Origin of the sequence: Mesomycoplasma ovipneumoniae SC01 (assembly GCF_000218525.1) — a bacterium.
Taxonomy (GTDB): domain Bacteria; phylum Bacillota_I; class Bacilli_A; order Mycoplasmatales; family Metamycoplasmataceae; genus Mesomycoplasma; species Mesomycoplasma ovipneumoniae_A.
The window spans coordinates 1-14967 of the sequence record NZ_AFHO01000014.1; the positions used below are offsets into that span (position 1 = coordinate 1).

General features: G+C 30.3%; 11 protein-coding genes. 9 read left to right on the plus strand and 2 right to left on the minus strand.

Annotated elements, in window-relative coordinates; genetic code table 4:
- Positions 1-222: 222 nt before the first annotated feature.
- Positions 223-1803, minus strand: coding sequence for a GIY-YIG nuclease family protein (locus tag MOSC01_RS0103005; protein WP_010321318.1), 1581 nt, complete (start codon positions 1801-1803; stop codon positions 223-225).
- A 110-nt stretch (positions 1804-1913) separates the two neighbouring features.
- Between MOSC01_RS0103005 and MOSC01_RS0103010 the strand changes: the two genes are divergently transcribed.
- From MOSC01_RS0103010 to MOSC01_RS0103050, 9 genes are all read left to right on the plus strand, one after another.
- Positions 1914-2225, plus strand: coding sequence for a hypothetical protein (locus MOSC01_RS0103010; protein WP_010321319.1), 312 nt, complete (start codon positions 1914-1916; stop codon positions 2223-2225).
- A 173-nt stretch (positions 2226-2398) separates the two neighbouring features.
- Positions 2399-4198, plus strand: coding sequence for a molecular chaperone DnaK (gene dnaK, locus MOSC01_RS0103015; protein ID WP_010321320.1), 1800 nt, complete (start codon positions 2399-2401; stop codon positions 4196-4198).
- A 156-nt stretch (positions 4199-4354) separates the two neighbouring features.
- Positions 4355-5485, plus strand: coding sequence for a DnaJ C-terminal domain-containing protein (locus tag MOSC01_RS0103020; RefSeq protein ID WP_010321321.1), 1131 nt, complete (start codon positions 4355-4357; stop codon positions 5483-5485).
- A gap of 52 nt (positions 5486-5537) precedes the next feature.
- Entirely contained in the window at positions 5538-6221 is a 684-nt protein-coding gene (gene cmk, locus MOSC01_RS0103025; protein WP_010321322.1) for a (d)CMP kinase, read from the plus strand.
- A gap of 19 nt (positions 6222-6240) precedes the next feature.
- The gene (gene der / locus MOSC01_RS0103030) at positions 6241-7554 is read left to right on the plus strand and encodes a ribosome biogenesis GTPase Der (protein WP_010321323.1); all 1314 of its coding nucleotides are present in this window, start codon (positions 6241-6243) and stop codon (positions 7552-7554) included.
- Between the two features lie 36 nt (positions 7555-7590).
- Positions 7591-7863 carry an HU family DNA-binding protein gene (locus MOSC01_RS0103035; protein ID WP_010321324.1) on the plus strand — a complete coding sequence of 91 codons (273 nt, stop codon included), beginning with the start codon at positions 7591-7593 and terminating at the stop codon, positions 7861-7863.
- 11 nt (positions 7864-7874) lie between these two features.
- On the plus strand, positions 7875-8105 hold the full coding sequence (locus tag MOSC01_RS0103040; protein ID WP_010321325.1) for a hypothetical protein: 231 nt from the start codon (positions 7875-7877) through the stop codon (positions 8103-8105).
- Positions 8106-9902: a translation elongation factor 4 gene (gene lepA / locus MOSC01_RS0103045; RefSeq protein WP_010321326.1), complete on the plus strand. Its 1797-nt coding sequence runs from the start codon at positions 8106-8108 to the stop codon at positions 9900-9902.
- Positions 9903-9970: 68 nt separating this feature from the next.
- Positions 9971-10927: an MSC_0882 family membrane protein gene (locus tag MOSC01_RS0103050; protein WP_010321327.1), complete on the plus strand. Its 957-nt coding sequence runs from the start codon at positions 9971-9973 to the stop codon at positions 10925-10927.
- A 705-nt stretch (positions 10928-11632) separates the two neighbouring features.
- Here the strand turns inward: MOSC01_RS0103050 and MOSC01_RS0103065 are convergent.
- The gene (locus MOSC01_RS0103065) at positions 11633-14944 is read right to left on the minus strand and encodes a P110/LppT family adhesin N-terminal domain (protein ID WP_010321328.1); all 3312 of its coding nucleotides are present in this window, start codon (positions 14942-14944) and stop codon (positions 11633-11635) included.
- Positions 14945-14967: the final 23 nt, after the last annotated feature.

A 14967-nucleotide genomic window follows, 5' to 3' on the forward strand; every position in this document is an offset into this window, starting at 1 on the left:
ATTGCCTAAAACCGGATGCTTTTTTGAAATTACCTTATCAAACTGGGAAACTCAGGAAAATTAAGATTTTAATGTCAAAAAACACGGATTTACGGGTATTTTTGCATGTTTATATTCAACAAAAAGTTAATTTTTGCCATCATCTGGGAAACTCAAGACAAACTTAAAAGCAAAAAGTCATAAATTTAAAATTTTTTAATTTCAAAAAATTTTAAATTTATTTTATTCATGAAAGAGACTTTTTAGTTTATTTTTTGTCATTTTTGATTTTACAAACATATCAACTTTTTCTTGTACATTTTGAAAAAAATTAAATACTTTTTCATCAAGTTTTACAATTTTTCCTTTTTGGTCAATTATATGGCTAGTTTTGTGCTTTTTATTTTTAACAAGTCCGAAAATAGGGGCTTGAATTTTAATGTTTTCTAAAACACTTGCAATCACGTTTACTTGATTACTTGCGCCGTCAACCAAAATTAGATCGGGTTTAAGGGAGTTTTTAATTTTAAAATACTTTTCAAACCCTTGCCTCATATAGTTCGTGTCGCCCTTTTTAGACCCAGAAAAATTAAAAAAACGACTATAACTAGGCTCATATGATCCATCAATGTAGAAAATAATTCCTGTTGTTGGGAAAAGTTTTTCTGTTTTTTGTGTAGTTTTTTCAACATTTTGCACAAATGTTAAAAAAGAATTGTCAATAGCCATTATTTTGTTGGCGCTTTTTATTTTAAGGTTTTGCTTAATTAATTCCAAAATTTCAAAATTTTGGACTTTATTTTGATTTTGAACTTTGCTAGCGATAAAATCAAAGTGATTTTCTTTTAAATTGTCCAAAATTTGTCTATGCTGTTTGTTTTTTGCAATTTTTAGCTTGATTTTGCTGTCAAAAAAATCAAAATATTTATCAAAGCTAAAATCAACTATCAATTTATCAGGAGAAATATTATTTTTATAGTACGAATTTAGAAAATTAACTAAAGTTTCATAAGTATTTAGAACAATTTCGAGATGAAAATGCTTGTTTGATAAAAAAATACCGTTTCGATAAAAGGCAAAACTGACAACCAAAAAGTTAGATTCAGGACTAGAAAAGTAAAGAAAATCCAGATTTTCTGCGTTATTTAGGTCGATATTTTGCTCTTGACTTCTTGCATTTTTAAGTCCATTAATAGCGGCAAAATATTCTTTTGCCAATTCATAGTGATGATTTTGTTTAGCAGCTTCTAATTTTTCCTCAAGAAGTGCGATTTCGTTCCTTTTTTGCAGCAAATTTTTGCAAAAAAGGAACTTTTGTCGAAAAAATTCTGTATTTTGATTAGACGATTTTTCACCTTTTTCATATAAGGTTTCGCTTTCAAGAAATTTTTTTAAGGCAAAAGCGTATTTTTTACTTGGAAAAGGTCCATAATAAAAGACATTTGGATCATTTTTTGTTCTAGGAACTTTGTAGACAAGGGAAATTTTTAATTTTTTAGTTAATTCTAATTTTATATAAGGATATCCAGAGTCATCTTTTAGTTTGATATTATAAATTGGCTGATATTTGCTAATATATTCTTTTTCAAGGATTAGCGCCTCTTTTTCGTTAGCAACAATATCGTATTCAATTTTTCTAATTTTTTGTATTAACAAAAAAGTTTTATAAGAATTTGTTGCCCCTTTTGCATATTGATTGACTCTTGAGTGCAAATTTTTTGCTTTTCCAACATATAAAAGTGAATTATTTTCATCGTAAAAACGATAAACACCTGTTTTTTTAGGCAAATTTGTACTCTTAATTAGTTGGTCAAAATTTTCCATAAAGATCCTCTAATAATAAAATTATAATTAATTTTTCAAATACTGTTATGATTTAGTAAAAATTTGATATAATTATAATTTAAACTATTGGATTAGTTGGGAGGAAGAATATGGATTTTGAATCCTACAAAAGAACGGCAGAACCTAAAATAAAACAAATCAAAAAAGTTAGCAAAATTTTTTTAGCGCTTTTTTTGGCCTTTTTTCTTGTTTTTATAGGTTTGTTAACTTATTATATAGTTCAAGTTAACAGCGAAGAAGGGTTTCGGACCGAATTTGTCGAGGCAACTTGGCTTGCGATCGCATTACTTTCGGCTGTAATTGCAATAGTTTTTTTAGTTTCTTTTTTCATTGGAATTTATAAAATAAAAGCGATGAAAAAAGTTGAGAAAAACATCGAAACTCAACTAAAAGAACTTTAAAAATTTTTAATTTAAGTTCAAAAAACCCTTGAATTTATAGTCTTTTTAATTTTTTTTAAAAAAAATGGCACTTTTTGCTTGTGAGTGCCAAAAAATATGATATACTATTTGTTGTCATAAAAGAAAAGACAAATTTTTATTTATTATTTTTTTAAATGAAAGGAAAACATAATATGGCAAAAGAAATAATTTTAGGTATTGACCTAGGAACAACAAACTCAGTTGTTTCAATTATCGAAAATCAAAAACCAATTGTTCTCGAAAATCCAAACGGAAAAAGAACAACTCCTTCTGTTGTTGCCTTTAAAAACGGTGAGGAAATTGTTGGCGACGCGGCAAAACGTCAATTAGAAACAAACCCTGAAGCAATTGCATCTATTAAAAGATTAATGGGTAGCGATAAAACCGTTCGTGCTAACGATAGAGACTACAAACCTGAAGAAATTTCAGCAAAAATTCTTGCATATTTAAAGGAATATGCTGAAAAAAAGATTGGCCACAAAGTTTCAAAAGCTGTTATCACAGTTCCTGCTTATTTTGATAATGCTCAACGTGAAGCAACAAAAAATGCCGGAAAAATTGCAGGATTAGAAGTTGCAAGAATAATTAACGAGCCAACAGCCGCTGCACTTGCATTTGGTCTTGATAAAACAGAAAAAGAAATGAAAGTGCTTGTTTATGACTTAGGTGGTGGAACTTTTGACGTTTCAGTGCTTGAATTATCTAACGGAACTTTTGAAGTTTTATCAACAAGTGGCGATAACCATTTAGGTGGTGATGACTGAGATAATCAAATTGTTGACTGAATGATTAAAAGAATTAAAGAAGAGTACGATTTTGATGCAAAAAGTGACAAAATGGCACTTACTCGTCTAAAAGAAGAAGCTGAAAAAACCAAAATTAACCTATCAAATCAAAGTGTTTCAACAATTTCCTTACCATTTTTAGGTCTAGGAAAAAATGGTCCAATTAACGTTGAGCTTGAACTAAAAAGATCAGAATTTGAAAAAATGACAGCCCATCTAATTGACCGAACAAGAAAACCAATTGTTGACGCCTTAAAACAAGCTAAAATTGAAGCAAGTGAGCTTGATGAAGTTCTTCTTGTTGGTGGATCAACACGTATGCCAGCTGTTCAGACAATGATTGAACACACTTTAAATAAAAAGCCAAATCGTTCAATAAATCCTGATGAAGTTGTGGCAATTGGTGCTGCAATTCAAGGTGGAGTTCTTGCTGGTGACATTAGTGATGTTTTATTATTAGATGTTACTCCTTTAACTTTAGGAATTGAAACCTTAGGTGGAGTTTCAACCCCGTTAATTCCAAGAAATACAACAATTCCGGTAACAAAATCACAAATTTTCTCAACAGCTGAGGACAATCAAACCGAAGTTACCATTTCTGTAGTTCAAGGTGAAAGACAACTTGCTGCTGACAATAAAATGTTAGGACGCTTTAATCTTTCAGGAATCGAGCCTGCACCTCGTGGTCTTCCACAAATTGAAGTTAGTTTTTCAATTGATGTTAACGGAATTACAACTGTTTCAGCAAAAGATAAAAAAACTGGAAAAGAACAAACAATTACAATTAAAAATACTTCAACTTTATCTGAAGAAGAAATTAATAGAATGATTCAAGAAGCCGAAGAAAATCGTGAAGCTGATGCAATCAAAAAAGATAAAATTGAAACAACAGTTCGTGCCGAAGGTCTTATTAATCAACTTGAAAAATCAATAACTGATCAAGGTGAAAAAATTGATCCAAAACAAAAAGAACTTCTTGAAAAACAAATCCAAGAACTCAAAGATCTTGTAAAAGAAGAAAAAATTGACGAACTAAAAACAAAATTAGACCAAATTGAGCAAGCAGCCCAAGCTTTTGCCCAAGCAAGCGCTCAACAAGCTAACAGTGCAAGTGAAACTGATTCTCAAGATTCAAACACAATTGATGCTGAAATCAAACAAAACTAAAACCTAAAATTTATAAAAAACACACTTGCTTTTTGGCAGTGTGTCTTTTTTATATTATTATTTAAGAATTTTGCTTTAAAAAGTCTTAAATTTTTATTATTTTTCCCAAAATAATAAAAAAGTTTTTAAATTTAAAAAAAAGGAAATGTCAATTTTATGGCAAAACAAGATTACTATAAAACTTTAGGAATTGACAAAAACGCAACATTATCCGATATTAAAAAAGCCTATCGAAACTTAGTTAATATTTACCACCCTGATAAAAACACAAAAAAATCTGCTGAGGAACAAAAACAGGCTGAAGAAAAATTCAAAGAAATTCAAGAAGCATACGAAATTCTTTCTGATGATTCAAAAAGAAGTCAGTATGACCGTTATGGCCATTCAGCATTTGATCAACAAGGCGGCGGGGGTGGTTTTTCTGGATTTTCAGGTTTTGATTTTGCTGATATTTTTTCAAGTTTTACTTCCGGTTTTGGTTTTGGCTCTTCGCGACGAAGCCAAAAATATAGCGGCCCTTTAAGAGGCGAAAATTTAACTGCCCGAATTTATATTAGCTTTATTGAGTCAATTTTAGGGACAAAAGTTAGCCAAAAACTTACTAAATATTCCCAGTGTGACCAGTGTAAAGGAACAGGCGCAAATTCTGATTCAGACATAAAAACTTGTTCAAACTGTCATGGACAAGGAGTTCAAACCGAAGTCATTAACATTCCTGGATTTGGTCGTATGCAAAACCAAACAACTTGCTCGGTGTGTTCAGGTAGTGGAAAAACTGTTACAAAAAGTTGCAAAAAGTGCCGTGGAAAAACAATAATTGAAACCAAAGAAGAAATTGAAATTTCAATTCCTGCCGGAATTAGAGACGGAATGTTCATTCGGGTTGCCGGATTTGGTGGCCCTGGTCATAAAGGCGGACCGTCTGGCGATCTTAATATTGAAATTAATGTTCGCGCGCACAAATACTTTTCAAGATCAGGAAATGACATTCATGTTGAGATGCCAGTTTCGATAATTGATATTATTAATGAAAATAAAGTTGAGGTTCCAAGTCCAACTGGAATGAAAAGTTTGCAACTTTATAGTCATTATAAGTCAGGCCAAACTGTAATTCTCGCCCGTGCAGGTGCGCCTGATCCCCAAAATCAAAGAATAATCGGGGATTTACGGGTAAAATTAGTTTTTTATGTTCCTGAATTTAGCAGTCGACAAAAAAACGAACTCAACCAAGTTTTTAGCCAAATAAAAGACAAAGTCAAAGCAAAATGGCTAAAAGAGTTTCAATAATTTAAAAAACAATTTATAATTTCAAATAAATTGTTTAGGGAATCAATTTTATATGTCTTTTAAAAAAATAAATATTGCAATTGACGGACCTTCAGGGGTTGGAAAATCTAGTATTGCCAAACAAATAGCACTCAAATTTGATTATTTATTTATAAATACAGGTGCACTTTATCGTGCAGTTGCCTTATTTTGCCAAAATCACAAAATTAATGCTGAAAAAGAAAGTCAAGTAACAAAAAAATGAGATCCTAATTTTTTGTTACTTGATGCAAACGGTGATGTTTGGCTTGAAAATCAAAATGTAACTGAATTGCTACGTGATGATTTAATTTCAAAAAATGCGGCAATAATTGCTCAGTATGGCAAAATTCGCGCTGATATTACCCAACTTTTACACGATTTTCAAAGAAATAACAAAGGACTTGTCGTTGAGGGTCGCGATACAACTTATAATATTATGCCAGATGCTGATTTAAAAATTTTTCTATGAGGCGATGCCCAAACGCGCGCAAAAAGGCGCTTAAAGCAAAATGCTTGTTTAAATTTGGAAACAAATTTTCCTGAAGTTCTAAAATCAATTGAGCGCCGCGATTATCTTGATATGTCACGGAAAATAAATCCACTAAAAAAAACTATTGATTCAGTTTTTATTGACACAACCAATTTTAATCAAGATGAAATTGTCGAGCAAATTTCAAAATTAGTCCTAAGAAAAATTTCGCAAATGGAAAATTAATTTCTTTTTTTATTTTATTATGAAAAATTTAGTCGCCCTTGTTGGCAAAGCAAATGTCGGAAAATCAACACTTTTTAATCGAATAGTTGGAAAAAAAATTTCAATTACTGATCCAACCCCTGGTGTTACAAGAGACCGAATTTACGAAAATGCGCGCTGAAATAGCAAGGATTTTACCCTAATTGACACAGGTGGAATTCAAATTGAAACTAAAAATTTTCAAGAACTAATCAGAATTCAACTCCAAATCGCAATTGAAGAGGCACAGATTTTAATTTGAGTTCTTGACGGAACAGCGGGAATTGATTCTGAAGATCATTTTGTCCTGAATTTATTGCGAAAATCGCAAAAAAAGATAATTTTAGTGGCAAATAAACTTGATAATTCCAAAAATTTTGATCCAAGTATTTATGAACTTGGATTTGAAAAAATTTTTGGAATTTCAGCTCTACATGGCCAAGGTGTTGGTGATCTTCTTGATTTTTTAGTTAGTAATTTTGAAAAAACTGCCAAAAACCAGCAATCTTTTTTTAAATTAGCAATCATTGGTAGACCTAATGCTGGTAAGTCTAGCCTTTTAAATCGAATTTTAGGCCAAAATCGTTCAATAATTTCTGACATTCCCGGAACCACGCGTGATTCGATTTCGGGACTCTGAAAAATAGAAGGCGAAACTTTTGAAATAATTGACACTGCTGGAATCAAAAAAAAATCTAAACTAGTAGAATCTGTTGATTTTTATGCACTTTTACGTGCTTTTCGGTCTCTTGATGATGCTGATCTTAGTTTAATTTTAATTGATGCTACTCAAGATCTTCATCATTTTGACCTCCGAATTGCCGGATATGCTTGAGAAAGAAACAAACCGATTATAATAGTTATTAATAAATGAGACTTGATCGAGAAAAATACTTTAACTCAACAGCAATATGTTAAAAAAGTACGTGAAAAATTTAAATTTCTCGATTGAGCCCCAGTAATTTTCATTTCAGCAAAAACCGGTGAAAAAATTCACAAACTTGCTGAACAAATTTTAGAAACTAAAAAAAAATTATCAAAAAAAATACCAACAAACCACTTAAATCAATTTTTAATGGAAATTCAACTAATTCAACCCCATCCAAATGTCAATGGGAAAAAGGTATTTTTCAATTTTATTAGTCAAATTAGCGCTAAAATTCCGAGTTTTGTGTTTTTTGTAACTGACAAAAATTTGGTTCATTTTTCATATCAGCGCTATATTGATAACCAAATTCGAAAATATTTTGATTTTTTTGGCTGTCCAATAAAAATTATTTATAAAAATATAAAAAAAAGTGGTAAAATAAGTTAAAATTAAAGCGATTTAATAAGAATGGAGCACAAAAAAATGAACAAAAAAGAACTAATTGAACAAATAGCTAACGAAACAAATTTGCCTGTGAAAAATGTTGAGCTTGTTTTAAATCAATTTTTTGGAATAACAGCTGATGTTGTAAAAAAACAAGGGAAATTAGTGATAAATTCTTTTGGAACATTCCAAGGAGTTTTTAAGCCTGCCTCTTCATCTTTTAATCCGCTCACTAAAAGCCAGATTACAGTCGAAGCTAAAACAACAATAAGATTTAAACCTTCAAAAGTTTTAAAAGATTATATTGCCTAAAAAGGTTGTAAATGTTCAAAAAAAAACAAAAAAAAGGTAATGTTAAGTATAAAACTGCAAATCAAGTAATATATGGCAATGTTGTTTTACAAAAACTAAAAGAAATTAGATACGGTAAAAGAATAGCCTTATTTTTACTTCTTTTTTTTGCGGTTGTTGGTCTAATTTTAATAATTATTTTTATTGTTTTTCAATTTGCTGGAAGTGGGAATAATATCCAGGAAGTCATTTCGCGAAACTAAATGGAAAATACAAAAATTCGCAATTTTGCAATAATTGCCCATATTGATCATGGAAAATCCACACTAGCCGACCGAATTCTTGAGTTTACAAACACAGTTTCAAAGCGTGAATTAAAAGATCAGCATCTTGATTCGATGGACCTTGAAAAAGAACGAGGAATCACAATCAAACTAAATGCTGTTCAAATTCGTTATAATTCTTATATCTTTCACCTAATTGACACTCCAGGACATGTCGATTTTACTTATGAAGTTTCTCGATCACTTGTTGCAACCGAAGGTGCACTGCTTTTAGTTGATGCAAGTCAAGGAATTCAAGCCCAAACTTTAGCAAACGTTTATTTAGCGCTTGAAAACAATTTAGAAATAATTCCAATTATCAATAAAATTGACTTGCCTTCGGCAAATGTTGAAAAAGTTAAGCAAGAAATTGAGTCAACAATTGGAATTTCAGCTCAAAATGCAATTCTCATTTCGGCAAAAAACGGCATTGGGATTGAAAATGTTCTTGAGGCAATTGTAAAATATATCCCACCTCCTAAATATTCAAGCGAAAAAGATCCTTTAAAAGCTTTGGTTTTTGATTCTTATTTTGATATTTATCGCGGTGTTGTAATTTTTGTTCGTGTTGTAACTGGAAAAATTAGTGTCGGAAATACTTTTAAATTTATGGCAAATAATTTAAAATTTTCCGTAATTGAGCTAGGAATTTCTAATCCAAATCAGGTCAAAAAAAATGAACTAGTTGCCGGCGAAGTTGGCTGAATTGCCGCCTCAATCCGTAATGCAAAAGATGTAAATGTTGGCGATACAATAACTCTGGTCGAAAATCCGGCCGACTCACCGCTTCCTGGTTATAAAAAAATGGTGCCGGTGATGTATACAGGATTTTATCCTATTGATTCACAACAATATAATCTTTTAAAAGACTCGCTTGAAAAAATTTCGCTTTCAGATTCGTCAATAATTTATGAGCCAGAGTCATCAAAAGCGCTTGGTTTTGGTTTTCGCATTGGCTTTTTAGGGCTTTTACACATGGAAATATTGCAAGAACGGCTTGAAAGAGAATTTAATGTCGGAATTATTGCAACAGCTCCGTCAGTTGAATTTGAAATAACTCGCACTAACGGTGAAATTCAAAAAATTTCCAATCCAAGTTTGTTTCCTGAACCTAATTTTATTAGTGAAATTAGGGAACCTTTTATTTTAGCTAAAATTTTTCTACCCGATGAATTTTTAGGGGCAATTATGGGACTTTGTCAAGATCGTCGCGGAATTTACGTTGATCTTGAATATATTGATGATTTTCGTCGCCGTTTAATTTATAAATTACCGTTAGTTGAAGTGATTTTTGACTTTTTTGATCGGCTAAAATCTCTTTCAAAAGGATATGCTTCTTTTGAATATGAGCTAATTGGATTACAACCTTCAAAATTAGTTAAGTTAGATATTTTACTTAATGGTCAAAAAATTGATGCCCTTTCAATGATAGTTCATAAAGACTTTTCTTATCCAAAAGCACGTGATTTAACACAAAAATTAAAAGAAATAATTCCAAGACATTCATTTGAAGTGCCAGTTCAGGCCGTTATTGGCTCAAAAGTTATTGCTCGTGAGACAATTAAGGCTTATCGTAAAGATGTTACTGCCAAATTATATGGTGGCGATGTTACAAGAAGAAAAAAACTTTTAGAAAAACAAAAAGCCGGAAAAAAACGAATGAAGTCATTTGGGGTTGTCGATGTTCCTCAAGAAGCATTTTTAGCAATTTTAAAAACTAACATTAACGAAAAATAGTGTATAATTTCTACAAAAGGGGAAAAATTTAGGAAAAATATACTTGTTTTTCCTACTTTTGTGAAATTATGAAAAAAAGACAGAACTTTAATAACAACAATTACCATAAACGACCTAGTTTTACAAATTCAGCCTACCGTGAGCCTAGGTATTATAAAAACGCGCAAAATCATCCTAATACTCAAGAAGATTTTGAGGATTCAGATGAATATTTTGCGCAAAAAAAATATTATCGCCCTGAACATAAAAGTCCTCAAAGTTACTCAAACCATTTAATTGAAGAGAATTATTATCAAGCAATGGAACAAAAAACTCTTCAACAAGAGGCCAATGCTTTTATTTCAAAAGAGGTAAGAAAAATTTTTGGTCTAGAATTATTTTTTTTACCACTAAAGGCGCTTTTTTGATTCTTAGCTTTTTTAGCAATACTAATTGTTTCATTACTTTGAGTTTATGAGTATATTCCAAGTTGAAATTATGAGCAAAAATATTTACCACTTTTGATAATTCCCGGAATTATCGGCGCAATTATAATATTTTTATTTGTAAAAACCTTGTTAGACTATCGGGCAATTAAAAAATCAGTTCAATATTTCCGATCACAGCTCAGAAATAATTCTTACAGACTTGAAATGCCACCAATGATTCCTTGATTAGTTAAAAAATTGAATCAAAAAGAGGTAAATGCAATTTGACTAGGTGCTTTTAGTTTGTTTGGAACAGCAATTTTAGGTTTAGTTTATTGAATTACTTTAAAATATTATCCAGAAAAAAACATTCAATTTTCAACTGAATTTATTATAAGTATGGTCTCAACTGGCGGATTTTTTATTTTAATGCTTATTTATGACCTATCACTTCGTCGGCGTTTATCAAATATTGAAGCAATTTTTGGCCATGTTTACCGTAAAAATATTAATATTGAATCAATCCGTTTTCGCCGTCATATGCTTTGAGCAATTTTTACAGTAGTTATTTTCCTAATTTTAAGAAAAATTGCCAAAAAAAGAAAAATAATTACTTAATTAATTAAGCAAGCAAAACAAAAAAAACATCCATTTTCAGGATGTTTTTTTTGTTTAAACTAATGTTTATAATAGTTTTTCCCGAGTTTCCCAGTTTGATGGCAAAATTCACTTTTTAGTGAACAAAAATATGCAAAAATATCGGCAAATCCATGTTTTTTGAGGCTAAAATCTTAATTTTTATTATTTTAAAATTAGCCTTTTGCAAAAAAAAAAAAAAAAAGCTTGGTCTAACAAAATTTTAGGTTATAATGCAACTCACACTAAGAATAAAAGAATAAATTTTTTTGATATTAGAATTAAGGGGGAATTAATTATGTTTTTTGCATAAAAAATCAGATTGTGCGAATTATCCATTATATTTTTAAATATGATGGAATGTCTTAAATTTAACCGTTTAGAAATCTACAAATTTATGGCTCTTAATTATTGTTCTTTCAAAACTTCATATATTTTTTTAGGCTCAATGTAAGTAAAAACGAGTTTTCTATTTACATTGAGTTTAAATAGTAGTTGTATTTTTTCATGATTTTTTGTCATTTTATCCATAAATTGATTTTCGGCAGTGTTTGAAAGTAGGTAATTAACTTTTTGCCAAAAAAGTTTAAAAAGTGCCCAAAAACGGACACTTTTTAAAGATTATCTAACCAAACTAGGAAACTCGGTAGGATGTTTTTTTATTTAAACTAATATTTATATTAGTTTTTAGTTTTGATCAAGACCAAAATATCTATCAATAAATAATTTATTAATTAATTTAGATTTGTCTTCATTTTCAACTGATTCAAAAACTGCCGCTGATTTAAGAAGAACAGCACCGCTAGTTCCAGAACCAAATCCTTGTGTTGATAATTTACCTAGAATATAATGCTTAATATCTGAAAATTTGAATGATGAATCAAGATCTACAGTTTTTTTCACGCTAAAAACAGGCTCATATGGATTGCTATTCATTGATGAATAAAGAGTTAATTCCATTACTTTTTTAGTTGTTTCGGCTGCATCTAATAGTCGAAAGACAACAAATGAAGTTGCTTGTTTGTTGTCAAGAAAATCAGGAACACCAGGAGTAAATTTATTTTTAGATTCACTAACTTTATCAACAATATTTCTAATAGCAGAGCGGGTACTTTCTTGTCTTTCAATTACAGTATCAACTAAAGCTGTATGGTGATCGATTTTTTCTACTTTTTTAGGTGGTCTTGCAGTTTCATCACCAATTTGGACTTCTAAATTATTAATTTTGTCTTTTTCATAATCGTAACGTCTAATTTTGATACCAAAGTCAATTTTTTGTTCTTCGCCGTAAGAAGCAATTGAACCAGATTTATCTTCTTTTCAACCTTGTACTAAATAAAAAGGTGATTGACTAGTTGAAAAATTTTGAGCAGATTTAAAGGCAAGAGCGAATGTTGGATTTTTAATATCATCTTTTTTTGAAGACAAATCAACTTTAAGACCATCATGTGAAAGGAAAATTCCACCTTGTGATAGATCTAAATAAGGTTTTAATTTAGATCTGTGCCCGGCTTGGGTGGGATTATTTTTATCATCATAGTCCTTAAATTCAAGTTTTTGGGAATCAATTGACTTGATTGAACTAATTGGAATTTGATTTTCGTTTGGACTTGAAGTTTGACCTGTTGGGATAGTAGTTGGCCCACTATTTTCTGTAATTAATGACTCAGCATCAATAAAGAAATGTAGTTTAGTTTCTTCTTTTAAAAATTCAAAAGGTTTATTATCTTTTAATACATTGACAATAGGAATTTTTATTTCCTTTAATTTTTCATCTCCAAGTCAAATACTAATAGAAAGAGCAAATTTTTCATTTTCAAACCCTGTATCAAGAATTATAGAACTTGAATCTGGCAAATTAGAAGCAAGTAGGTTGTCAAAAAGTTCAGAAAGTAGTTGCCCAGGAGCTTGATTTGGGGTAGGAGCTGGTTGTTTTTGTGCTTCTTTTTCAGTCTCTGTTTTCTCTGTTTGTTCAGTCTCTTTTCCTTCTGCTTCTTGGAAAGAAGTTGCAGTTGCTAAAGAAGATACGCTAATTTTAGCTGGTTCTGGGTTAGTTTGTGGTTTTGTCTGTGCTACAAAGTCAAGTAGATCAAAAAGTTGTTTAGTTTCTGCTTTAATTTTTGAAAGCTCAATTTTTTTATTTTTAATATGTTCAATTGTTTGGTCAATGGTTTTTGCAAAAACTGATATTTGTTGGGTATCTTTGATTTTAAACTCTAAATTTTCAATTTTTAGACTACTTGATCCATCTTGATTTGTTTTTGTAATAGCATCAAGTGCATTTTGGAAATAAGCTCCATAGACTTCATCGCTAATATCATAATTAAAATTGAAACTATATTCTAATTCATTATTAGAATTAAAATTTAGACCGCCAGGGAAAGATTCGCTTGATACAAAATTTCCATTAAGAGTTAATCTAAGCGGAATTGCCTGTTTTTTAATCGGATCTTCTTGGTCTTCTTTAGAAAGTTCAATTTTTACTGGTTGAATTTTAAATTTAGAAATTTGGAAATTATTTAAAATTTCTGAAAAAGATTTTTTCAATTTTTCTTCACGAGTTTCAACTTTTGGAACTTCTTGACTTGGAGTTTCTTCGGTTTTAGATTCTTGATTTTCTACTGTTGAATCTTGGTTAGTTGATTCTGTAGGTTGGGTTGCTGATGGTGTTGAATTTCCAGAATTACCAGTAGTTTCTCCGTCACCTTCAGATGATGAATCCATTTGTTGCTGAGGGATTTTTGGGCTGTCAGTTAAAGTTGAAACACTTATAGGTTGAGGTTCTGTTGGGGCAGCTGGCGATGAAACAGCGCCATCAGAAGTTGCAGAATTTGAACTTTCAGAAGCTCCAGAATCAGCACTTGAACCTTCAGAAGTCGAAGAATCAGGAGTCGTTGTTTCAGGAACAACTTGGCTTGGAGATTCAGGTTGCTTAAATCAAAAATCAAGACTAGATGGTTGGTGGTCTTTGAAAATTGATTGGTTTTTTGATGAATCAGGCAAAGGTTTTGAAATTAAATCTAGTGGAGTTAAATTGGAAGAAGCTAAAAATTTAGCAATTTCATCGTTAAAAATGTAGTTATCTTTGAAAATTTGGGCAAATTTAGAAGCATAACTTTCGTTAATGGTTGATAAGTTTTTAAATTCTAAAGCAATTTTAGATTTCTTTTTAGAATATTTTTCAACTAAAGAAAGATCTAAATTTGTTTGACCTGTAGCATCATCAACTTTTGAAAAAAATAGTTTGCTATCTTTTAAATTAGGTTCTAAATCAAAAGCTAAAGGCAAAATCAAATCATTTGTTTGCTTATTAAAAAAGGAAACACTTCCAAATTCAGCGATAGTTTTTAATAATGCTTGTTGATCTGAGCTAGATTTTTTGTTTTGAATAAATTTAGAATTAAACAAAATTGCAATTTCACTTGCAGTTTTGTCCTTAATTAATTCATCATTAACAAGTTCAAGAACAACATTCACATTATCAGGATCAATTTGAGAATTTTTAACATGAGAGCTAAATTTTAGGTCAAATTTAACATTATAATTAATATTTTGTTGCTGGTTTTGGACATTAATTGCTAAATTAGATAGTGTATTATTTTCAATTTTTACATCTTTTTTATCTTTTGGAACAAGCAATTTAAAACTAAATCCAGGGAATTTATCTTCTAAAGGTTTAAAATCAATTAAAGAGTTTAGATCAAAACTATAAGTTTTATCAAAATATAGATCAACTGCGTTTTTTGCTGTTAAAGTATCAGCAAATTGGGCTTTTAAATTTAATTGGCTAACGGATTGCAAAATTTCTTGTTGATTTTGGCTATTAAGAACAAAAGATTTTGCTTCTGATTTTTGGTCAGAATATTTTAAAAGTTGTTCAGATTGATTTTTGTAATAGGCATTTTTTCCAATTGGAACGGCAATTCCAACACTAATAACTGCGCTTAGAAAAACAATCGAAGAGGCAATAAGTAAATTTTTTCGTTTAATATTTTTCATAATAGACCTTCTATTTTTAGTAA